Raw genomic sequence first — 21,956 nt, 5'->3', positions numbered from 1 at the left:
TCGCGAGGCGAGCTCGCTCCTACAGTGTTTTGCGTACGCTCATCCCCTTCCATGTTTCTGTTTGCCTGACCCGTGCCTATAATGGCCACCTTTTTCGCCCAATGATTTTGCGGAGCTGGTGATGGCCGAACGTAAGGCGTCAGTCGAGCGCGATACTCTGGAAACCCAGATCAAAGCCTCGATCAACTTGGATGGTACCGGTAAGGCCCGATTCGATATCGGTGTGCCTTTTCTTGAGCACATGCTCGACCAGATCGCCCGGCATGGGCTGATCGACCTGGACATCGAGTGCAAAGGCGACCTGCATATCGACGATCACCATACCGTCGAGGACGTTGGCATTACCTTGGGTAAAGCCTTCAACCAAGCGGTCGGTGACAAAAAAGGCATGACCCGCTACGGTCACGCTTATGTCCCGCTGGATGAAGCGCTGTCGCGCGTGGTCATCGACTTTTCGGGCCGTCCTGGCCTGCAAATGCATGTTCCGTACACCCGTGCCACCGTCGGCGGTTTCGACGTTGACCTGTTTCAAGAGTTCTTCCAGGGCTTTGTGAACCACGCCAACGTGACACTGCACATCGACAACCTGCGCGGCACCAACACCCACCACCAGATCGAAACCGTGTTTAAGGCTTTCGGCCGCGCACTGCGCATGGCGATCACGCTCGATGAGCGTATGGCCGGGCAAATGCCCTCGACCAAGGGCGTACTCTGATGCAGACAGTGGCGGTTATCGATTACGGCATGGGTAACTTGCACTCGGTGGCCAAGGCGCTGGAGCACGTGGGCGCTGGCCGGGTGTTGATCACCAGCGATGCCAACGTGATTCGCGAAGCCGACCGCGTGGTGTTTCCGGGGGTAGGCGCGATTCGCGACTGCATGGCTGAGATCCGCCGTTTGGGTTTCGACTCGCTGGTGCGTGAAGTCAGCCAGGACCGTCCTTTTCTCGGTATTTGCGTGGGCATGCAAGCCCTGCTCGACAGCAGCGAAGAGAACGGCGGCGTCGACTGCATCGGCCTGTTCCCGGGCCAGGTGAAGTTCTTCGGCAAAGACCTGCATGAAGAGGGCGAGCACCTCAAGGTGCCGCATATGGGCTGGAACGAAGTGCAGCAGAAGGTCGATCACCCGCTGTGGCACAGCATCCCGGACCTGGCGCGCTTCTACTTTGTGCACAGCTACTACATCGCGGCGGGCAACCCTCGCCAAGTGGTGGGTGGCGGGCATTACGGCGTCGACTTCGCGGCTGCACTGGCCGAAGGCTCGCGTTTCGCGGTGCAGTTCCACCCCGAGAAGAGCCACACCCACGGCTTGCAGTTGCTGCAAAACTTCGCGGCCTGGGACGGCCGCTGGTAATGGCGCCGCGCAAGCCGAAGCTGCCGATTCTCACGCTCACCCCAGAGCAAGAGAGCGAAGCCACCAGCAAAATTAAACGCTTTATGGAAGACCGCTTCGAACTGGACCTGGGTTCGTTTGAAGCGGCCGAAATCCTTGAGCTGTTCACTCGCGAAATCGCGCCGCATTACTACAATCGCGCGATTTTCGATGTGCAGACGCACCTCAAAGAGAGGTTCGAGAGCATCGAAAGCGACCTGTGGGCACTTGAAAAGAATTGATTTTCGAGTCACTGACTCCCGAATTTGAAGGTTTGCCAGATGCTGATTATCCCCGCTATCGATCTTAAAGACGGTGCCTGTGTACGTCTGCGCCAAGGCCGTATGGAAGATTCCACGGTGTTCTCCGATGACCCGGTGAGCATGGCCGCCAAATGGGTAGAGGGCGGTTGCCGTCGTCTGCATCTGGTTGACCTGAACGGCGCCTTTGAAGGCCAGCCGGTCAACGGTGAGGTGGTGACTGCCATCGCCAAGCGTTACCCGCACCTGCCGATCCAGATTGGCGGCGGCATTCGCTCGCTGGAAACCATCGAGCACTACGTCAAGGCGGGCGTGAGCTACGTGATTCTGGGCACCAAGGCGGTCAAGGAACCGGAGTTCGTGGCTGAAGCCTGCCGTGCCTTCCCGGGCAAGATCATTGTCGGCATGGATGCACAAGACGGCTTCGTGGCCACTGATGGCTGGGCTGAAGTCAGCACCGTGCAGGTCATCGACCTGGCCAAGCGCTTTGAAGCGGACGGCGTGTCGGCCATCGTTTATACCGACATCGCCAAAGACGGCATGATGCAGGGCTGCAACGTGGAATTCACCGCAGCCTTGGCCGCGGCCACCCGCATCCCGGTGATCGCGTCGGGCGGTATCCACAACCTGGGCGACATCAAAGCTCTGCTGGATGCCAAGGCACCGGGCATCGTGGGCGCCATCACTGGCCGCGCCATCTATGAAGGCACGCTGGATGTTGCCGAAGCGCAAGCCTTCTGCGACAGCTACAAGGGCTGAGGAGAACCGCATGGCGCTGGCCAAACGCATCATCCCTTGCCTGGACGTGGATAACGGCCGGGTTGTGAAGGGCGTTAAATTTGAGAACATCCGCGATGCGGGTGACCCGGTCGAGATTGCCCGCCGCTATGACGAGCAAGGGGCTGACGAGATTACCTTTCTCGACATCACCGCCAGCGTCGATGGTCGCGACACCACGCTGCATACCGTCGAGCGCATGGCCAGCCAGGTGTTTATCCCGCTGACCGTGGGCGGCGGCGTGCGCTGCATTCAAGACATTCGCAACCTGCTCAATGCCGGTGCCGACAAGGTGTCGATCAACACGGCGGCGGTGTTCAACCCGGAGTTTGTGGGCGAAGCTGCGCAGCATTTCGGCTCGCAGTGCATCGTGGTCGCCATTGATGCGAAAAAGGTTTCACAGCCGGGTGAAACCCCGCGTTGGGAAATCTTCACCCACGGCGGGCGCAAGCCGACCGGGCTCGACGCAGTCGAGTGGGCGATGAAGATGGAAGGCTTGGGCGCCGGTGAGATCCTGCTGACCAGCATGGATCAGGACGGCATGAAAAGCGGTTTTGACCTGGGCGTGACCCGTGCCATCAGCGACGCGCTGGGCATTCCGGTCATCGCCTCCGGGGGCGTCGGCAACCTGCAGCATTTGGCCAATGGCATCCTTGAAGGCCACGCCAGTGCAGTGCTGGCCGCGAGCATTTTCCACTTCGGCGAATACACCGTGCCAGAAGCCAAGGCCTATATGGCTGAGCGCGGGATTGTAGTGCGCTAATAGCCTGGCCCTTCAGCGCCCGCAATGGGCGCTGATATTTCATCGTTTGACCCAATCCGGCCACACGTCCAAAGGCTACTGGACAGCATGGCAAGCCCACGGCACTCTTTGCACACCATGGATTTGGGTAAACGTTATGTTTAAGCGTCTTTGTCTCTTGCTTGCCAGTGGCACGATGTTGCTGGTGAGTAGCGTGTTTGCGGCCCCGGCCGAGCGGCCATCGCTGGTGCTGCTGACTGAAAATTTCCCGCCTTACAACATGGCCAAAAACGGCAAGAACTTTGCGCAAAACCAGAACCTTGAAGGCATTGCCGTCGATATTCTGCGTGAAACGTTCGAGCGTGCAGGCGTCGACTACAGCATGACCTTGCGCTTCCCTTGGCAGCGTATCTACAACCTGGCGATGGATAACCCCAATTACGGAGTGTTTGTGACGGCGCGGGTGCCTGAGCGTGAACACCTGTTCAAGTGGGTCGGCCCGCTTGGCCCGGACGACTGGGTGCTGCTGGCGCGGGCCAATAGCCCCATTCAACTGACCACGCTTGAACAAGCGCGGGCCTATCGAATAGGCGCTTATAAAGACGATGTGATCGCCATGTTCCTGGAGAAGCAGGGCTACGCGCCGGTGATTGTGTTACGCGACCAGGACAACGCCAGAAAGCTGCAGGCCGGTCACATCGACCTGTGGGCCACGGGTGATCCGGCGGGGCAGTTTTTGGCCCGGCAAGTGGGTATTTCAGGGTTCAAGACGGTGCTGCGGTTTAACCAGGCTGAGCTGTTTCTGGCGTTGAACAAACAAGTGCCCGATGCCGTGGTCAGCAAATTGCAGGCCGCGCTGGATCAGCTCAAGGCCGAAGGCGAACTGGACAAAATCCGCGCCCGCTACCTCTGACCCAACCCTTGCCTCGTGATCTTTTGATTGTTTAAAAGATCGCGAGGCAAGCTCGCTCCTACAGAGGTGTTTTAGCGATAAACCCCATTCTTGCCATGCGCGTCCATCGCCTGGTTGCTGCGCACGCCGATCATTTGTTTGATGTCGATCCAGTCGATGCCCTGGGCTTTGAGCGTGGGCAGTTCGCGTTCGAGCACGGCGAGGGTTTGCGGGTAGGGGTGGCCGATCATGACCACGGAGCCGTGGCTGCGTGCGTGTTTGATCGCGGTATTGAGCTGCTGGGTGATGGCGTCTTCGGTGCGTACGTTGTCCAGGAACACGTCCCGCGACACGCTGGCCAGGCCGATTTTTTGCGCCTCGGCCGCGGCAACCGTTTTGGCGCTGGTGCGGCTGTCGACGAAGAATTTGTGCCGCTGTTGCAGCTCGCCCATCAACCAGGCCATCGCCTGCGGCTGAGCGGTCATGCGGCTGCCTTCATGGTTGTTGATGCCGCTGGTGTAGGGCACGGCCTTGAATGCTGCATCGAGGCGTTTGGCCAGTTCCTCCAGAGGCAGGTCAGGGTGCCAGGCAAACGGCCCCGTGGCCGGGTCCATTGGCATGTGCAAAATGACGATTTTGCCGGCCTCGTGCGCCTCGCGGGCAAATTCAGCCGCGTGCGGGGTGTCGGGCATGATCGCCGTGGTCACCGGCCCCGCTAAGGCCAGAACCCGCCGATCACGGGGCAGGTTTTGCCCCAGGTCGTCGATGATCAGGGTCAGGTAAGCCTTGCGCGGTGCCTCGGGGGCGTTGGCAGGCGCCGCGTGGGCGGCGCCGCTCAGGAAGCAGAGCAGGGCGATGACAGACCAGAAGCGCACCGTTAATTGCCGCGCGTGATGCTCAAGCCTTTGAGCAGGCTCAAGGCCTGGCTCAATTGGTAGTCATCGTCTTGCGGCATGGGTTTGGCTTTGGTGCCGGAGCCGGTCGGTTTGTCTGCACCGCCATTGCCGTTGCCGAGGTGACCTTGCAGGTCGGCCTCTTTGTAGTACTCGTTGTCTTGCTCGCGGGTGATCTTGGCGCGGTTGACTTCGATGTCCGGCACGATGCCCTGGGCCTGAATCGAGCGCCCGTTCGGGGTGTAGTACAGCGCGGTAGTAATTTTCAGTGCGCGGTCGTTGTTCAGCGGCAAGACGGTCTGCACCGAGCCTTTGCCGAAGCTTGGCGTGCCCATGACCACACCACGTTTTTGATCCTGCAGGGCGCCGGCGACGATTTCGGATGCCGAGGCGCTGCCGCCGTTGATCAGCACCACCAGCGGCACGGCTTCGCTCAAGTCTTTGCCGGTGGCCGAGAAGCGCAGTTCGGAGTTTGGCAGGCGGCCTTTGGTGTACACGATCAAGCCTTTTTTGATGAAGTGGTCGACCACTTCAACGGCTGATTGCAGCACGCCGCCGGGGTTGTTACGCAGGTCAAGGATGATGCCCTTGAGCTTCTTGTTGCCGTTTTCTTTGCGCAGTTTGGCCAGCGCCGCGGCGACTTCTTCGCCGGTCTTGACCTGGAACTGAGTAATGCGGATGTAGCCGTAACCGTCTTCGAGCAATTGCGCTTTGACGCTCTTGACCTGGATATTGGCGCGGGTCAGCGTCACGTCGAACGGCGCACCGCCACCGCGAACCAGGGTCAGGGTGATTTTCTGGCCGACTTTGCCGCGCATTTTGTCCACGGCTTCGGTCATGGTCAGGCCGTTGGTAGGCTGGCCATTGATCTTGACGATAAAGTCGCCCGCCTGGATGCCGGCCTTGCTGGCAGGGGTGTCATCGATCGGCGAAACGATTTTGATATTGCCGTCTTCCGAGCCGACTTCGATGCCCAGGCCGCCGAACTCGCCGCTGGTGCTTTCTTGCAGCTCGGCGAAGTCTTCGGGGCCCAGATACGCAGAGTGCGGGTCAAGGTTGCTGAGCATGCCCTTGATGGCGTTCTCCAGCAGGGTCTTGTCGTCTACCGGTTCAACATACGCGGCCTTGATGCGGTCCATGACCTCGGCAAATGTACGCAGCTCTTCCAGCGGCAGCGGTGCCTTGGCGCTGGCAGCGGCCGCAGGCTGAGCGACTGGCTGAGCAGCAAACACCAGGGGTGATCCAATCACCAGAGCGATCGTCAGGGCCAGCGAGTTGAGGCGGGACAAGTGCGGCATGTTGAACGAACTCCTACGTATTAAAGGTGATGGCACTCATCCTTGAGTGCGGCACCATTGTGCAGGGTCGCTGGGGCGGCCCTGCTGACGAATAGCAAAGTACAGCGCTGGTGTGGCTTGCCCACCGCTGTTGCCCACGGTGGAGATCACATCGCCAGCTTTTACAATGTCTCCAGCAGACTTAAGCAGGGTCTGATTGTGGCCATACAAGCTTAAGTAACCGTTACCGTGGTCCAGAATGACCAGTTGCCCGGCGCCGCGCAGCCAGTCGGCAAACACCACTCGACCGCCGTGCACCGCGTGCACCTGGGTGCCCGCATTGGCGCTGATCATCACCCCGTCCCACTTGGCACGGGCGTCATCGCCACGGCTTTCACCGAAGCGGGCAAGCAATCGACCATCAACCGGCCAAGGAAGTTTGCCCCGTGCCTGAGAAAAAGGTCCGCCATAAGAGACGCCCGCACTTGAAACCAAGGCACCAGGGGTCGACTTGACCACTTTGCGCGGGGCGTCGGTAGCCACCGATTCAGCCTCACGCTGGCGTTTCTTTTCAGCTTCTTGCTGCGCGATCAGGGCTTTTTGCCGCGCCTCTTCGGCTTCGCGGGCCTGACGGGCGAGGGTTTCTTCAATGGTCTTGAGGACTTTAGCCAGATCTGCCTGATCCTGCTCGCGAGCTTGTAACTTTTGATCGCGGTTTTTGACGTCGGCGTTGATCTTGGCCAGCACTTGCTGGCGGTCAGCGCGGACTTTGTCGAGTTCGGCGCGCTGGCTGTCCAGGCTGCTTTTTTGTGTCAGCAGTTGTGCCTGTTGCGTGTTGATGTCGGATTCGACATTGGCCAACTGGCGCAGGGTTTCGTTAAACCCTTTGAGCTGGGCCAGACGGGCCTGGCTCAGGTAATCGTAATAGGTGAGGGTTCGGGCGAACTTCTCGGGGTTCTGCTGGTTAAGCAGCAGTTTGAGGTATTCCTGACGGCCACCTTGATACGCGGCCCGGGCTTGAATGGCGATCAGACGTTGCTGTTCAACTTTTGCGCTGTTGAGTTTTTTCTTCTCACTATCAAGGCGCAGCAACTCGCCTTCACTCTTTTTTAGTTCTTGTTGCAGGGCCTCCACCTGCTTTTCCAGCTTGCCGATTTCAGTTTCGGTGCTGCGCAGGTCTTTTTGCGCTCCGGATTTTTCTTCCTGGAGCTTGCCGAGGAGCTTTTTCAGCTCGCCGATGTCCTGACGCGTGGCTTCCAGCTGCTGTTGAGTTTGCGCGCGCTCGTCGGCAAACGCCGGTTGGAGCAAGCATGTGAGGGTCAGAGCTATAAGGGCGCGAAGCATGGGGCGGGCGACACCTGGAGGAACGGGACGGCCTAGTATGCCCGCCAACGTTGTCTATAAGGAATGGATGAAGGTGAAATTGTGGCCTGTAAGAGCGAGCTTGCCTCGCGATCTTTTAAACGGTCAAAAGATCGCGAGACGAGCTCGCTCCTACAGAGCGCCGGTGCTTAGGCGTCGACCAGGATGCTGGTGCCGGTCATTTCTTTGGGCTGTGGCAGCCCCAGCAGCTTGAGCATGGTCGGTGCGACGTCAGCCAATACACCGCCTTCGCGGACTTTTAGCGCACGCTTGCCAACATAGATGAACGGTACGGGTTCGCAGGTGTGGGCGGTGTGTGCCTGACCGGTGGACTCGTCTTCCATCTGTTCAACGTTGCCGTGGTCGGCGGTGATCAGCGCTTCGCCGCCCACCTTGTCCAGCGCTTCAACGATACGGCCCACGCAGGCATCCAGGCATTCAACGGCTTTGACGGCGGCGTCGAACACACCGCTGTGGCCGACCATGTCGCCGTTGGCGTAGTTGACCACGATCACGTCGTAGCGCTGGTGCTCGATGGCATCAACGATTTTGTCGGTGACTTCAGGCGCGCTCATTTCTGGCTGCAGGTCATAGGTCGCGACTTTCGGCGACGGCACCAAAATGCGCTCTTCACCCGGGAACGGCTCTTCGCGGCCACCCGAGAAGAAGAACGTCACGTGGGCGTATTTTTCGGTTTCGGCAATGCGCAGCTGGGTTTTGCCGTTTTTTGCCAGGTAATCGCCAAGCACGTTTTCCAGGCTGCCCGGTGCGAAAGCGCTCGGGGCCGGGATGCTGGCCGCGTATTGGGTCAGCATGACGAAGCCGGCCAGTTTCGGCTGGCGTGCACGTTCGAATTCCTTGAAGCCGTCTTCCACAAACACGCGGGTCAGCTCACGGGCGCGGTCGGCACGGAAGTTCATGAAGACCACGGCATCGCCGTCTTCAACGGTCACTGGCTCACCAATGGTGGTGGCTTTGACGAACTCATCGCTTTCGCCGCGGGCATACGCGGCTTCAAGGCCTTCTTGTGCAGTGGCAGCGTTGAACTCACCTTTGCCGTCGACGATCAGGTTGTAGGCTTGCGCCACACGGTCCCAACGGTTGTCGCGGTCCATAGCGAAGTAACGGCCAATCAGGCTGGCGATACGGCCTTTGCCGAGGGTTTTGAAGGCCTCGTCCAGCAGCTCGATCGACGATGCAGCGCTTTTAGGCGGCGTGTCGCGGCCATCCAGGAAGGCGTGCAGGTAGATTTTTTCAGCGCCGCGTTTAACGGCCAGCTCGGCCATCGCGACCAAGTGGTCCTGATGGCTGTGAACACCGCCATCCGACAGCAGGCCCATGATGTGCACGGCTTTGCCCGCGCCAACGGCTTTGTCCACGGCTGCGCAAATGGTCGGGTTCCCGAAGAACTCGCCGTCGCGGATCGACTTGGTGACGCGGGTGAAATCCTGATAAACCACGCGCCCGGCGCCGAGGTTCATGTGGCCGACCTCGGAGTTACCCATTTGGCCGTCCGGCAGCCCCACATCCATGCCCGAACCTGAGATCAGGCCGTTTGGCATGCTGGCGGTAAGGCGATCAAGCACAGGTTTTTTGGCTGAATAGACGGCGTTGTAATCGTGACTTTCACTGTGACCGAAGCCATCCAGGATGATCAGGATCAGAGGTTTAGGCGTGGTAGTCATAGATCCCACTCGTGGCGTGGTTAATAGAAGTATCAAGAAGATGCGCAGTTTAAAGCGAAGTTCATGTGGCGTCACCGCCGGGCGGGGTTTGGCGGGCCATGGTGCCTGTGTATACTGGCCCACATTTTCACGCCCTGGAACCTTCTGATGGTTGATCACCTGATTGCATTTGCCACTTCTCACTACCTGCTTGTAGGCGCGTTTGTCATCTTGTTGGCGTTGTTGATCGCCCATGAGGTGAGCCGCGGCGGCCGCAGCGTCAGCACCGGCGAACTGACCGGCCTGGTCAATCGCGACGAAGGCGTGGTGATTGATATTCGCCCGGCCAAAGACTTTGCTGCCGGCCACATTGTGGGTGCGCTGAACATTCCGCAAGACAAACTGATGGCGCGCATTGCCGAACTGGACAAGCACAAAGGCAAGACCCTGATCCTGGTGGATGCGGCTGGCCAACACTCCGGCACGCACGCACGCGAACTGCTCAAGGCCGGCTACAACGCCGCCAAGCTGTCCGGTGGTATTGCGACCTGGCGTGCAGATAACCTCCCAGTGGTGAAGTAACTATGTCCAAGGTCATCGTATATTCCAGCGACTATTGCCCTTACTGCATGCGAGCCAAGGCTTTGCTGGAGAAAAAGGGTATTGCCTTCGAAGAAATCAAAGTCGACGGCAAGCCTCAAGTTCGTGCAGAAATGACCCAAAAGGCAGGTCGTACCTCGGTTCCGCAAATCTGGATCGGCGACCGGCATGTGGGTGGATGCGATGACCTGTTTGCGCTCGAACGCGCAGGTAAATTGGATGCGCTGCTGAACGTCTGACTCTCATTCTCTAAAGCCCCAAGATGATCAAGGATCTGTGATGACTGACCAACAGAACACCGCTGCTGTTAGCGACGAAGACACTGCTCCACAATTCTCCCTGCAGCGTATTTACGTACGTGACCTGTCGTTTGAAGCGCCGAAAAGCCCGGCCATCTTCCGTCAGCAGTGGGAGCCGAGCGTTGCTTTGGACCTCAACACCCGCCAAAAGCCACTGGAAGGCGACTTCTTTGAAGTGGTTCTGACCTTGTCGGTCACCGTGAAAAACGCTGAAGAAGTGGCGTTTATTGCTGAAGTTCAGCAGGCTGGCATCTTCCTGATCAAAAACCTTGATCAAGCTTCGATGAGCCACACCCTGGGCGCGTTCTGCCCGAACCTGCTGTTCCCGTATGCCCGCGAAACTCTGGACAGCCTGGTGGTTCGTGGTTCGTTCCCGGCGTTGATGCTGGCTCCGGTGAACTTCGATGCTCTGTACGCTCAAGAGCTGCAGCGCATGCAAGAAGAAGGCAGCGCGACTGTTCAGTAAACAGCGCCCCGCCGATAAAAAAAGCGCCTGAATGGCGCTTTTTTTATGGGTAACGTTGTATCCGCGGTTACTTAAACCCCAACTGGCGCCAGGCTTCGTAAACGGCCACAGCCACGGTGTTGGACAGGTTCAAGCTGCGGCAGCCTTCGCGCATGGGCAGGCGCAGGCGGTGATCGCTGTCTTGCGCGTCGAGCACCTCAGGCGGCAGGCCACGGCTTTCAGGGCCGAAGATAAAGGCATCGCCTTCGGCAAACTGCACATCGTGGAACGGCCGCGAGCCTTTGGTGGTAAAAGCGAACAGGCGCGGGTGGCCCAGGCTTTCCAGGCAACTGGCCAGGTCGGCATGGCGCTTGAGCGGCGCGTATTCGTGATAATCCAGGCCTGCCCGGCGCAAGCGCTTGTCGTCCAGCTCAAAACCGATAGGCTCGATCAAGTGCAGGTGGCAGCCGCTGTTGGCGCAGAGCCTGATAATGTTGCCGGTATTCGGCGGAATTTCTGGTTGAAAAAGGATGACGTGAAACATGCACGGCTCCGAATATAAAGATGGGCAGCATTCTACGCCTGAAGAGGACCCAAGGCCGAAACTATGGCCACGGGTTTTAGGTTCTTTAGCGATAGTCGGTGTGATGGTCGGGATGATGATCGGCCGTTTGACGATGCCTGAGCCGACTGAGCTGCAGCAGATAGAGGTTCAGCCGCAGGGGTTGGTGGTGTGGTTTAACCACGAGCCCAAGCTGCACGGTGAATGGGTGGATGGCACCCTCGGGCTGTTATTCGCGGCCAAGGGCCAGCCGCAAAACGGCCAGCTTAAGGTGAACGGTAGGGATGTGAACTGGCGGGTGAGTCGCACCGATGCGGGTGTGATGCTGACCCTGGTGGCGGCCCGCGCCTTGAAGGGCGACTGGGCCGGTGCGCCGCAGGATGGTCGCTGGCGGCTGCAGGTGAACCTGCAAGAGTAATAAAAGAGGGAGTCCCGGCCTGCCTGTACCAGGCTCCCCAAAAGCGTTGAACGCGTTGATGCGGTGGCATCAAGGCTGTGGTGTAAAAGAAGGGAGTCCCGGCCTGCCTGTACCGGGTTCCCTAAAAGTGTTGTGCGCGTTGATGCAGATGGCATCAAGGCTGCGGTGTAAAAGTGGGGAGTCCTGGCCTGCCTGTACCAAGGTCCCCTAAACCGGTGTTGCTTAGGTAATAGGGTTATTGCAGGGCGCGTGCCAGTTTTGTTTTTTGGCTGTTATTTTCTTTGCATACACGCAAAAGCCCCGGAATCCGGGGCTTTTGCGTGTAGGGCGGGTGTGATGTGTGCAGCAGGCCAGAGGCGTTGGGGTATGCAGTGCACAGAAGTGGGGCGAGATGCATACGAGTGGTGCGGTGTTCACAAAACTGTAGGAGCGAGCTTGCCTCGCGATCTTTTAAAAGATCAAAAGATCGCGAGACAAGCTCGCTCCTACATTAAACGGCGTTTAAGCGTCGTCGCCGTCATCCTCGTCGCCGTCGATTTTCATGCCCAGCTCTTTGATCTTGCGGGTCAGGGTGTTGCGCCCCCAGCCCAGCAACACGGCGGCATCGCGGCGGCGGCCAGCGGTGTGTTTGAGGGCTGTCTCGATCATGATGCGCTCAAAGGTCGGCACCGCACTGTCGAGCAGGCTCGACTGACCACGGCCCAGCGCCTGATCGGCCCATTGACGCAACGCTTGCTCCCAGTTGGTCACCGGCGACGCGTCTTGATGCAGGTTCAGCAACTCGGGGGGCAAGTCGCTGATGTGCACTTCGCGGCCCGAAGCCATTACCGTGATCCAGCGGCAGGTGTTTTCGAGCTGGCGCACGTTGCCTGGCCACGGCAGGTTTCGCAGGTATTGCTCGGTTTCGGCTTTCAGCAGTTTTGGCTCGACCGACAGCTCTTGCGCCGCGCTGCTGAGAAAGTGCCGCGCCAGCGTCGGGATGTCTTCGCGACGATCTGACAAACGCGGAATATGGATGCGGATGACGTTCAGGCGGTGGAACAAGTCTTCACGGAACTTGCCGGCCTGCACCAGGGTTTCGAGGTTCTGGTGGGTCGCCGCAATGATGCGCACGTCGACCTTGACCGGAATATGCCCGCCCACCCGGTAGAACTCGCCATCGGCCAGCACGCGCAGCAGGCGCGTCTGGGTGTCGGCTGGCATGTCGCCGATTTCGTCGAGGAACAACGTGCCGCCGTCGGCTTGTTCAAAGCGCCCGCGACGCAGGTTGGCCGCACCAGTAAAGGCGCCTTTTTCGTGGCCGAACAGCTCGGACTCCATCAGGTCCTTGGGGATCGCCGCCATGTTCAACGCAATAAAGGGCGAAGCCGCCCGCGGGCTGTGGCGATGCAGGGCGTGGGCCACCAGCTCTTTACCGGTGCCGGACTCGCCGTTGATCAGCACGGTGATGTTGGAGTGGCTGAGGCGACCAATGGCGCGAAACACCTCCTGCATCGCCGGCGCTTCGCCAATGATCTCGGGGGTGGGGGCCGCTGCGGGTGCCACGGCCAGGCCTTGTTGCTCCTGGGCGTGCTGGTTGGCACGCTTGACCAGCGACACGGCCTCGTCAACGTCAAACGGCTTGGGCAGGTATTCAAACGCGCCGCCCTGATAAGAGGCGACAGCGCTGTCCAGGTCGGAATGAGCGGTCATGATGATCACGGGCAGGCGCGGGTGCTGTGCGCGGATCTTGGCCAGCAGGTCGAGGCCGCTGGCGCCCGGCATGCGGATGTCAGAAATGATCACGTCCGGCTGCTGGCGAGCCAGACGGCTCATTACCCCATCGGCGCTGTCGAAGCTCTGCGTGGTCATGCCTTCCTGTTGCAAGGCTTTTTCCAGGACCCAACGGATTGAACGGTCGTCGTCGACGATCCACACGGTTTCACTTCGGCTCATGTCGATGCGGCTCCTTGTTCCAGTGGTAGAAAGATCGAGAAGAGTGTGTGGCCGGGCTGGCTTTCACACTCGATCAATCCCTGGTGCTGACTAATGATGTTCTGGGTGATGGCAAGACCCAGCCCGGTGCCATCCGGGCGTCCGCTGACCATCGGAAAGAAGAGGGTGTCTTGCAGCTCAGGCGGGATGCCCGGACCGTTGTCGATGATTTCAATTTTGGTCACCAGCCGGTGGCGCACATGGCCGATGGTGAACTGGCGCATGGCCCGGGTACGCAAGGTGATGCGGCCCAAACGCAGCTCGTTTTGAGCGCTGATAGCCTGCATCGCGTTGCGCACAATATTGAGCACGGCCTGGATCATTTGTTCACGGTCGATCAACAGGTCAGGCAGGCTCGGGTCGTAATCGCGCACCAGGGTGATGTCGCCCTGGGTCTCGGCTTCGACCAGATTGCACACGCGTTCGAGCACTTCGTGCACGTTGGTCATGGCCAGCGACGGCAGCTTGTTGGAGCCCAGCATGCGGTCCACCAGATTACGCAAGCGGTCGGCTTCTTCGATGATGACGTTGGTGTAGTCGCGCAGGTTTTCATCGGGCAACTGGCGCGCCAACAACTGTGCCGCGCCGCGAATGCCGCCCAGCGGGTTTTTGATTTCGTGAGCCAGACCGCGCACCAGCATCTTGCTGGTTTCTTGCTTGGACAACTGCGCTTCCTCTTTGGTGATGCGCAGCAGCCGGTCCCTTGGGTGCACTTCGAGCAGCAGCATGGTGCCTGCGGTGCTCAAGATTGGCGTGACCGCGTAATCGACGGTCAGGGTCTGGCCGGTGGCAGAGGTCAGCAGCGCTTCTCGTTTGGTAAACGGGTGCGCTTGCTCAACCGCCAGACGCAGCGATTGCAGGGCCTCGGTGGTCTCGGTGAACAGTTCGCTGATGAATTGCCCATGGCTGCGCTGCCCGCTGATGGCCAGCAGCATTTCCGCCGCCGGGTTCATGTACTCAAGACGCAGAGCGTCATTGAGCAACAACGTGGCGGTGGTCAGGTTGTCGAGTAACAGTCGGTGCAGGGCATCACTGATGGTCATGGGCCGATCCCGGATTGCGTGCGCGGGTGAGGCGCTGGTGCAAGGAAAATGCAAAAAACAAACCAAGGCTCCGAAAAGAAGCGCTAATTGCCTGAAATAAGGACTTGGAGGCCGTCTGGATCGCGTACCGGCTCGGTCAATGAGGCTTTTTGAACCAAAGTGGGCTGGTAACGGCGTCATCGTGCAGCTCTTGCACCAATATAGTGCAACTTGGCTGAATAGATTCAGTTTCTCTCAAAAGCGCCGATGTTCGGGTTTGCGGGGGGAGGCGGCGGGGGTGTGGCAGTTGGAAAACGATGGGCGGGTTCTTGCTCGGGCAGCAGGTGTTGTGGGTTGTCGACGGGGATAATCGCTACGGCAGGTTGGCGGTTAAGGGGTGCCAGTGTCATCGGTGTGTTGTTGGACGGCTCATGAGGTGTGTTGCTGAAGTGAGTCGTGCCGTGATCGTCGAGGTGTTTGTACACCTGCGCGCTCGCGGGCAGCGCGAGCACGCAGAGGCTTATAAAAAAGTAGCGCACCAATCGATTACTGTGACAGAGGCATGCCCTTACCGCCCGCATAGAACACGATCAGCTCAACGGGCTGGTTACCGCTGGTTCCACGATGTTCTGTTTGCACCACTTCGGGCAACACCTGGCCGGGCTTGAGCAACAGTTTGTGTTTGCCGTCCCGGGTTTCTACAAATAGTTCGCCCGACAGCACGTAAGCCACGTTGGGCATGGGGTGCGTGTGCCAACCGAGTGCAGTGTTGGCCGGGATGATGATTTTGAGAACGGTGATTTCAGGTGGGCCAAGAGGATAGGGGGCGTAAGGTGCACCATCCCAGGATTCACTGGTTTTGATCAATTGCTCGACTGTGACGCCAGGGGTTTTGCTGGTGCATCCCAATAACGTCAGGCAGGCCAGTGATAGCAGCAGGGCTTTTATTTTAAGAGTGAGCGTCATGTCGGCGTCCGTAGGGTGAGTTGCCTCAAACTACAGATCGCGCTCTAAAGTGGCTGTCAGGCGCAGGAGATATGTTCTGCGAGTTTGCGCGTATTACCGTAAGACGTTTCGCATAAAAAAGGCCTCCCGAAGGAGGCCTTTCACATCACGCCGCTAGCGCGGGTGAGTCTGGATTAGCAGCTGTAGTACAGCTCGTATTCCAGTGGGTGTACGAAGGTACGTACTTTGATTTCTTCTTCGCTTTTCAGGGCGATGTAAGCGTCGATGAAGTCGTCGCTGAAAACGCCGCCTTTGGTCAGGAACGCACGACCTTTGTCCAGCTCTTCCAGGGCTTCTTTCAGGCTGCCGCACACTTGTGGGATCTGCTTGGCTTCTTCTGGCGGCAGGTCATACAGGTTTTTGTCAGCGGCATCGCCAGGGTGGATCTTGTTCTGGATGCCGTCCAGGCCAGCCATCAGCAGTGCGGCGAAGCACAGGTACGGGTTGGCAGCCGGGTCCGGGAAACGTGCTTCGATACGGCGAGCCTTAGGGCTGGACACGTAAGGAATACGGATCGAAGCGGAGCGGTTACGCGCCGAGTAAGCCAGCATTACTGGGGCTTCGAAGCCTGGAACCAGACGCTTGTAAGAGTTGGTTGCCGGGTTGGTGAAGCCGTTCAGGGCCTTACCGTGCTTGATGATGCCGCCGATGAAGTACAGAGCGGTGTCGGACAGGCCGGCATAGCCTTCGCCTGCGAAGGTGTTCTTGCCATCTTTCCAGATGGACATGTGAACGTGCATGCCCGAACCGTTATCGCCATACAGAGGCTTAGGCATGAAGGTCGCGGTGCGGCCGTATGCATCGGCAACGTTGTGCACGACGTATTTCAGGGTCTGGGTTTCGTCGGCTTTCTTCACCAGGGTGTTGAACTTGACGCCGATTTCGTTCTGGCCGGCAGTCGCCACTTCGTGGTGGTGAACTTCAACGGTCAGGCCCATTTCTTCCAGTGCGCTGCACATGGAGGTACGGATTTCGTGGTCGTGGTCGAACGGTGGCACCGGGAAGTAGCCGCCTTTAACGCCTGGACGGTGACCTTTGTTGCCGCCTTCGACGTCCTGGTCGGACATCCACGAACCTTGCTCGGAGTAGATTTTGAACATCGAGCCGGAAATGTCCGACTTGAATTTAACCGAGTCAAAGATGAAGAACTCTGGCTCCGGGCCAGCGAATACGGTGTCGCCGATGCCGGTCGCTTTCAGGTGCTCTTCAGCGCGTTTGGCGATTGCACGCGGGTCACGGTCGTAACCCTGCATGCTCGAAGGTTCGATGATGTCGCACACCAGGATCAGCGTAGGTTGCTCGGTGAACGGGTCCAGAACAGCCGTGCTGTCGTCTGGCAGCAGGATCATGTCGGACGCTTCGATGCCTTTCCAGCCAGCAATGGAGGAACCGTCGAACATTTTGCCGTCGGTGAAGAAGTCTTCGTCCAACGCATCACGGGCCGGCATGGTCACGTGATGTTGTGTGCCCTTGGTGTCAGTGAAGCGCAGATCAATCCATTTAACGTCATGATCTTTGATGAGTTGAACCGACTTCGACATAGTGTCCTCCGGGGTGGCTTAGGGCTGGTAGTGGAGTAGCCCTTTAAATGTGGTTGATGCCGGCGCGAATACTCGGCCAAGGCAACCTGCCTCACAAGGGAGCAAATTGCATGCCAGTGCCCCGACTTGCCCCAATCTCAAGCAGGGCAGCCCACAAGACTACGGATTCACGGCCCTAATCGCACTCAAATGAAGCGAAATAAGTGCTTTATGAACCATTTTGGTGCGATGAAAACCGTTTGTACGATAACTGGTTAAACCTTGAGCAATTTCCGCTATAATCCGCGCCCCCCTTTTTTGGCAGGCTGCTCGCGCGCTGTTTTCATGAAACTAATTGTTAAAGTCTTCCCCGAGATCACTATCAAGAGCCGCCCGGTTCGGATGCGTTTCGTCCGTCAATTGGCTAAAAACATCCGTGCTGTGCTCCGCGATCTGGACCCGGCCGTGGTAGTGACAGGCGTGTGGGACAACATTGAGTTGCAAACCCGTGTGAGCGACCCCAAAGCCTTGAAGGAGATGACCGAGCGCCTGAGCTGCATGCCGGGCATCGCGCACTTCCTGCAAGTCGACGAGTACCCGCTGGGCGACTTCGATGACATCGTTGAGAAGTGCAAACTGCACTACGGCGATGTACTGGCCGGCAAAATCTTTTCAGTGCGTTGCAAACGCGGCGGCAAGCACCCATTTACCTCGATGGAAGTCGAGAAATACGTCGGCAGCAAGCTGCGACGTGAATGCGGCGCGGCCGGTATTGACCTGAAAAAGCCGGAAATCGAAGTCCGTTTCGAAATTCGCGACCAACGGTTGTTTGTGATTCACAGCCAGCACGACAGCATTGGCGGTTTCCCGCTGGGCTCGCTGGAGCAGACCCTGGTGTTGATGTCCGGTGGTTTCGACTCCACCGTGGCGGCTTACCAGATCATGCGTCGCGGCCTGATGAGCCACTTCTGCTTCTTCAACCTCGGCGGGCGTGCCCACGAATTGGGCGTGATGGAAGTCGCGCACTACATTTGGAAGAAGTACGGCAGCTCGCAGCGCGTGCTGTTTGTGAGCGTTCCGTTTGAAGAAGTGCTGGGTGAAATTCTCGGCAAAGTCGACAACAGTCATATGGGCGTCATTTTGAAGCGTATGATGTTGCGCGCTGCGTCCCGTATTGCGGACCGCCTCGAAATTGATGCACTGGTCACCGGTGAAGCGATTTCCCAGGTGTCCAGCCAGACCTTGCCTAACCTGTCGGTGATCGACTGCGTGACCGACAAGCTGGTTTTGCGCCCGCTGATCGCCAGCCACAAGCAAGACATCATTGATCAGGCGAACGAGATCGGCACTGCCGATTTTGCCAAGCACATGCCTGAATATTGCGGGGTGATTTCGGTCAACCCCAAGACCCACGCCAAGCGTCCGCGTGTGGAGTACGAAGAACAACAGTTTGATATGGCCGTGCTTGAGCGTGCGCTTGAGCGGGCCAAACTGGTGCCGATCGATCGGGTGATCGACGAATTGGGCCAGGACTTGCAAGTCGAAGAGGTCAGCGAAGTGCTGGCGGGCCAGATCGTCATCGACATCCGTCACCCGGATGCCCAAGAGGATCAACCGCTGGAACTGGCTGGCATCGAAGTACAAGCGTTGCCGTTCTATGCATTGAACAGCCGCTTCAAGGAACTGGATGAAACACGTCAGTACCTGTTGTATTGCGACAAAGGCGTGATGAGTCGCCTGCATGCTCACCATTTGCTCAGTGAGGGACATGCCAATGTGCGCGTTTATCGACCGAGCTAAGAGCCCGGGGCTGTTTGCCTGTGGCCTGCGTCACCGGCCCCCCGACGCCACCGTCAAGTTGTAACGGCAAGGCCTGACTCTACTGTTAATCGCTGCCACGACCTGTCAGCACACCGAATCCTCTGATCGAGATACACAAGTGATCGAAAATCTACGTAACATCGCCATCATCGCCCACGTTGACCATGGTAAAACCACCTTGGTAGACAAACTCTTGCGCCAATCCGGCACTCTGGAGCGCGGCGAGCTCAACGACGAGCGCGTGATGGACTCCAACGACCAGGAGAAAGAGCGCGGTATTACCATTCTGGCGAAAAACACCGCCATCAACTGGAACGGCTACCACATCAACATCGTGGACACCCCGGGCCACGCCGACTTCGGCGGTGAAGTAGAACGCGTAATGTCGATGGTTGACTCCGTTCTGCTGCTGGTTGACGCTCAAGACGGCCCTATGCCGCAAACCCGTTTCGTGACCAAAAAGGCCTTCGAAGCCGGCCTGCGTCCAATCGTGGTTATCAACAAGGTTGACCGTCCGGGCGCGCGTCCTGATTGGGTTCTGGACCAGATCTTCGATCTGTTCGACAACCTGGGTGCTACCGAAGAACAGCTGGACTTCAAAGTGGTTTACGCCTCTGCCCTGAACGGTATTGCTGGTCTTGACCACACCGACATGGCTGAAGACATGACCCCGCTGTACCAGTCGATCGTCGACAACGTACCTGCGCCAGCTGTAGACCGTGACGGTCCGTTCCAGATGCAAATCTCGGCACTGGACTACAACAGCTTCCTGGGCATTATCGGTGTTGGCCGTATCGCTCGTGGTCGCGTCAAGCCGAACACTCCGGTTGTAGCGATCGACGCTGACGGCAAGCGCCGCAACGGTCGTATCCTGAAGCTGATGGGTCACCACGGTCTGCACCGTGTAGACGTTGAAGAAGCTGCAGCAGGCGACATCGTTTGCATCAGCGGTATGGACTCGCTGTTCATCTCCGACACCTTGTGCGACCCGCTGAACGTTGAAGCGATGAAGCCGTTGACCGTTGACGAGCCAACCGTTTCCATGACCTTCCAGGTAAACGACTCGCCATTCTGCGGTAAAGAAGGCAAGTTCGTGACTTCCCGTAACATCAAGGAACGTCTGGACAAAGAGCTGCTGTACAACGTTGCTCTGCGCGTTGAAGAAGGCGACTCGGCTGACAAGTTCAAGGTTTCTGGCCGTGGTGAGCTGCACCTGTCGGTACTGATCGAAACCATGCGTCGTGAAGGCTTCGAAATGGGCGTTGGTCGTCCAGAAGTGATCATCCGTCTGGTTGACGGCGTGAAGCACGAACCGTTCGAAAACGTCACCATCGACCTGCCAGAAGAATCTCAGGGCAAGGTGATGGAAGAGATGGGTCTGCGTAAAGGCGACCTGACCAACATGGTGCCGGATGGTAAAGGCCGTGTTCGTCTGGAATACAACATCCCTGCTCGTGGTCTGATCGGTTTCCGTAACCAGTTCCTGACCCTGACCAACGGTGCTGGCATCCTGACCTCGATCTTCGACCGTTACGACGTGATGAAGTCGGGCCAAATGTCTGGCCGTCAGAACGGCGTTCTGGTTTCGGTTGAAACTGGCAAGGCACTGACCTACTCCCTGGAAACTCTGCAAGCACGCGGCAAGCTGTTTGTTGAGCACGGTCAAGAGATCTACAACGGTCAAATCGTTGGTCTGAACAGCCGTGACACCGACATGGGCGTTAACCCTACCAAGGGTAAGAAGCTCGACAACATGCGTGCTTCGGGTAAAGACGAAACCATCGCTCTGGTTCCGCCTGTTCGCTTCACTCTGGAACAAGCACTGGAATTCATCCAGGACGACGAGCTGTGTGAAGTGACTCCTAAGTCCATCCGTCTTCGTAAGAAGATCCTGGACGAAGGCGAGCGTACCCGCGCTGCTAAAAAGGCCAAAAACTAAGTTAATTAGTTAGCGGTTACAAAAACGCCCCCGACCTTGTGGTTGGGGGCGTTTTTTTATGTCCGGGTTTTGTGTAACGGCTGGCCCCTCACCCCAGCCCTCTCCCGAGGGAGAGGGGGCCGATTTTCGGCGTTCAGGCAATCAGCGATCTTGCAGGGAGCTCGGTCAAGCTTCCTCTCACTCCGGGAGTATGTCTTCTGGGGAAGCCATCGTAGTGCGCAAATTGACAGAGCGACCGGGGTTGTAATTTCGGGGAAAAAGCTTCGTTAACTGTTCGCTATGTCTGCGAACATTGTGTTCGCTATGTCCCCGGCCCATACACTCCCGAGGGAGAGGGGGCCGATTTGCGGTGTTCAGGCAATCGGCGATCTTGCAGGCGACTCGGTCAAGCTCCCTCTCCCTCCGGGAGAGGGTTGGGGTGAGGGCTGCTTTAAAAATTCATCAGCCGTTCGCTGCTGTTTTTACGCTCTACGGCTTTGGGCACGTACGCGCAATAGCCTGGGCGCGGGCCTACACGCGGGTGGTTGCGGCAGGTGTCGGGGCGTTTGTCGTAAATGGTGCACATGCGCGACTTGCGATCCAGGTACAGGCAATCGTTATTGCTCATGCGCTGCAGGGTGAAAATCCCTGACTTCTGGTTGAAACGCTCAACGATCCCTTCTTTTTGCAGGCGCTTGGCGATGTTCTTCGGCGGGTCGCCCAGCTCGAATTCGTCCACCAGGCCAATGCGGATCAAGTCTTTGACCTTGACCTCAACCGGCAGGGTGCAGCAGCTGGAAATGCAGGAGCCGCACATGGGTGCGGAGTATTTGGCCCAGGTATCGAGACGGTCGATTTCCGCGGCAGCAATCAGGTTGGACTTCATCAGGGGTGTATTCCAGCGTGCATCAGGGCGCGCGATCATACCGGGGTTGATCGCAGAGTGAATCACCATTTGCCGGTTTTTTGTACAAAGTGTGCGTTGAAGCGTTTAGCAGGCGGGGTGCATCGTTTTGGGGCGCTGTTCATTTCGTCTGTTTTTAATAAAAAAAAGCCCGAATCAACGCGCGTTGTTCCTGTCGAACGGTCTAGGCTGACACCACTCGTCCTTCTAATCGCTCCATCCCGCCAGAG

General features: G+C 58.2%; 23 protein-coding genes. 12 read left to right on the top strand and 11 right to left on the bottom strand.

Translation table 11 applies throughout. The annotated features are described in order from the left end of the window. The first annotated feature begins 121 nt into the window (after positions 1-121). The 6 genes from hisB to ACJJU9_RS23640 all read left to right on the top strand — a co-directional run bounded on the left by hisB (position 122) and on the right by ACJJU9_RS23640 (position 4,063). Positions 122-715 carry an imidazoleglycerol-phosphate dehydratase HisB gene (hisB, locus tag ACJJU9_RS23665; protein WP_048366795.1) on the top strand — a complete coding sequence of 198 codons (594 nt, stop codon included), beginning with the start codon at positions 122-124 and terminating at the stop codon, positions 713-715. Beyond that, positions 715-1,353, top strand: a complete 639-nt coding sequence (gene hisH / locus ACJJU9_RS23660; RefSeq protein WP_153333315.1) for an imidazole glycerol phosphate synthase subunit HisH — start codon at positions 715-717, stop codon at positions 1,351-1,353. Before hisB ends, hisH begins: the two co-directional genes overlap by 1 nt. After that, on the top strand, positions 1,353-1,613 hold the full coding sequence (locus ACJJU9_RS23655) for a DUF2164 domain-containing protein (protein ID WP_048366793.1): 261 nt from the start codon (positions 1,353-1,355) through the stop codon (positions 1,611-1,613). Before hisH ends, ACJJU9_RS23655 begins: the two co-directional genes overlap by 1 nt. 39 nt (positions 1,614-1,652) lie before the next feature. Beyond that, a complete protein-coding gene (gene hisA, locus ACJJU9_RS23650; RefSeq protein ID WP_273220847.1) occupies positions 1,653-2,390 on the top strand; it encodes a 1-(5-phosphoribosyl)-5-[(5-phosphoribosylamino)methylideneamino]imidazole-4-carboxamide isomerase in 738 nt (245 codons plus the stop codon). Positions 2,391-2,400: 10 nt separating this feature from the next. Continuing rightward, a complete protein-coding gene (gene hisF / locus ACJJU9_RS23645) occupies positions 2,401-3,171 on the top strand; it encodes an imidazole glycerol phosphate synthase subunit HisF (protein ID WP_407729658.1) in 771 nt (256 codons plus the stop codon). A 136-nt stretch (positions 3,172-3,307) separates the two neighbouring features. Continuing rightward, on the top strand, positions 3,308-4,063 hold the full coding sequence (locus tag ACJJU9_RS23640) for a substrate-binding periplasmic protein (protein ID WP_407729657.1): 756 nt from the start codon (positions 3,308-3,310) through the stop codon (positions 4,061-4,063). Positions 4,064-4,134: 71 nt separating this feature from the next. On the opposite strand, the gene ACJJU9_RS23635 is transcribed toward ACJJU9_RS23640, so the two are convergent. From ACJJU9_RS23635 to gpmI, 4 genes are all read right to left on the bottom strand, one after another. Beyond that, positions 4,135-4,917, bottom strand: coding sequence for a divergent polysaccharide deacetylase family protein (locus ACJJU9_RS23635; RefSeq protein WP_407729656.1), 783 nt, complete (start codon positions 4,915-4,917; stop codon positions 4,135-4,137). 2 nt (positions 4,918-4,919) lie between these two features. Next, positions 4,920-6,233 (bottom strand): S41 family peptidase, encoded by a 1,314-nt coding sequence (locus tag ACJJU9_RS23630; protein WP_048366788.1) that lies wholly within the window; start codon positions 6,231-6,233, stop codon positions 4,920-4,922. Positions 6,234-6,269: 36 nt separating this feature from the next. Then, positions 6,270-7,556, bottom strand: a complete 1,287-nt coding sequence (locus ACJJU9_RS23625) for a murein hydrolase activator EnvC (RefSeq protein WP_048366787.1) — start codon at positions 7,554-7,556, stop codon at positions 6,270-6,272. A 167-nt stretch (positions 7,557-7,723) separates the two neighbouring features. After that, complete coding sequence (gene gpmI, locus ACJJU9_RS23620) at positions 7,724-9,259, bottom strand: 2,3-bisphosphoglycerate-independent phosphoglycerate mutase (RefSeq protein WP_407729655.1); 1,536 nt, start codon at positions 9,257-9,259, stop codon at positions 7,724-7,726. A 147-nt stretch (positions 9,260-9,406) separates the two neighbouring features. On the opposite strand from gpmI, the gene ACJJU9_RS23615 reads away from it, so the two are divergent. Genes ACJJU9_RS23615 through secB form a run of 3 tightly spaced genes read left to right on the top strand, consistent with a single transcriptional unit; the run spans position 9,407 to position 10,603 of the window. After that, positions 9,407-9,820, top strand: coding sequence for a rhodanese-like domain-containing protein (locus ACJJU9_RS23615; RefSeq protein WP_048366785.1), 414 nt, complete (start codon positions 9,407-9,409; stop codon positions 9,818-9,820). Between the two features lie 2 nt (positions 9,821-9,822). Beyond that, entirely contained in the window at positions 9,823-10,077 is a 255-nt protein-coding gene (grxC, locus tag ACJJU9_RS23610; protein ID WP_153433226.1) for a glutaredoxin 3, read from the top strand. Between the two features lie 40 nt (positions 10,078-10,117). Next, a complete protein-coding gene (gene secB / locus ACJJU9_RS23605) occupies positions 10,118-10,603 on the top strand; it encodes a protein-export chaperone SecB (RefSeq protein ID WP_048366783.1) in 486 nt (161 codons plus the stop codon). A 67-nt stretch (positions 10,604-10,670) separates the two neighbouring features. On the opposite strand, the gene trmL is transcribed toward secB, so the two are convergent. Then, positions 10,671-11,126: a tRNA (uridine(34)/cytosine(34)/5-carboxymethylaminomethyluridine(34)-2'-O)-methyltransferase TrmL gene (gene trmL, locus ACJJU9_RS23600; RefSeq protein WP_048366782.1), complete on the bottom strand. Its 456-nt coding sequence runs from the start codon at positions 11,124-11,126 to the stop codon at positions 10,671-10,673. Between trmL and ACJJU9_RS23595 the strand changes: the two genes are divergently transcribed. After that, a complete protein-coding gene (locus tag ACJJU9_RS23595; protein WP_153333307.1) occupies positions 11,125-11,562 on the top strand; it encodes a hypothetical protein in 438 nt (145 codons plus the stop codon). The two genes, trmL and ACJJU9_RS23595, sit on opposite strands and share 2 nt — an antisense overlap. A gap of 501 nt (positions 11,563-12,063) precedes the next feature. On the opposite strand, the gene ntrC is transcribed toward ACJJU9_RS23595, so the two are convergent. From ntrC to glnA, 5 genes are all read right to left on the bottom strand, one after another. Beyond that, complete coding sequence (gene ntrC / locus ACJJU9_RS23590) at positions 12,064-13,497, bottom strand: nitrogen regulation protein NR(I) (protein ID WP_048366780.1); 1,434 nt, start codon at positions 13,495-13,497, stop codon at positions 12,064-12,066. Next, complete coding sequence (gene glnL / locus ACJJU9_RS23585; protein WP_048386461.1) at positions 13,494-14,579, bottom strand: nitrogen regulation protein NR(II); 1,086 nt, start codon at positions 14,577-14,579, stop codon at positions 13,494-13,496. Before glnL ends, ntrC begins: the two co-directional genes overlap by 4 nt. A 224-nt stretch (positions 14,580-14,803) precedes the next feature. After that, positions 14,804-15,139, bottom strand: a complete 336-nt coding sequence (locus tag ACJJU9_RS23580) for a DUF4124 domain-containing protein (RefSeq protein ID WP_407729654.1) — start codon at positions 15,137-15,139, stop codon at positions 14,804-14,806. After that, positions 15,105-15,524, bottom strand: a complete 420-nt coding sequence (locus ACJJU9_RS23575) for a cupin domain-containing protein (protein WP_048366778.1) — start codon at positions 15,522-15,524, stop codon at positions 15,105-15,107. Before ACJJU9_RS23575 ends, ACJJU9_RS23580 begins: the two co-directional genes overlap by 35 nt. A 173-nt stretch (positions 15,525-15,697) precedes the next feature. After that, a complete protein-coding gene (gene glnA / locus ACJJU9_RS23570) occupies positions 15,698-17,104 on the bottom strand; it encodes a type I glutamate--ammonia ligase (RefSeq protein ID WP_048386455.1) in 1,407 nt (468 codons plus the stop codon). A 324-nt stretch (positions 17,105-17,428) separates the two neighbouring features. On the opposite strand from glnA, the gene thiI reads away from it, so the two are divergent. Together thiI and typA are read left to right on the top strand one after the other, a co-directional pair. Continuing rightward, positions 17,429-18,883 carry a tRNA uracil 4-sulfurtransferase ThiI gene (thiI, locus tag ACJJU9_RS23565; protein ID WP_048386453.1) on the top strand — a complete coding sequence of 485 codons (1,455 nt, stop codon included), beginning with the start codon at positions 17,429-17,431 and terminating at the stop codon, positions 18,881-18,883. Between the two features lie 139 nt (positions 18,884-19,022). Next, positions 19,023-20,843, top strand: a complete 1,821-nt coding sequence (gene typA / locus ACJJU9_RS23560; RefSeq protein ID WP_048366775.1) for a translational GTPase TypA — start codon at positions 19,023-19,025, stop codon at positions 20,841-20,843. A gap of 430 nt (positions 20,844-21,273) precedes the next feature. On the opposite strand, the gene ACJJU9_RS23555 is transcribed toward typA, so the two are convergent. Next, the gene (locus ACJJU9_RS23555) at positions 21,274-21,711 is read right to left on the bottom strand and encodes a YkgJ family cysteine cluster protein (RefSeq protein WP_048366966.1); all 438 of its coding nucleotides are present in this window, start codon (positions 21,709-21,711) and stop codon (positions 21,274-21,276) included. Positions 21,712-21,956 lie beyond the last annotated feature (245 nt).

The sequence above is a fragment of the Pseudomonas helleri genome (assembly GCF_045830615.1).
GTDB lineage: Bacteria > Pseudomonadota > Gammaproteobacteria > Pseudomonadales > Pseudomonadaceae > Aquipseudomonas > Aquipseudomonas helleri.
The sequence above is the reverse complement of the archived record's forward strand: the minus strand, read 5'-3'. Positions and strand labels throughout refer to the sequence as shown.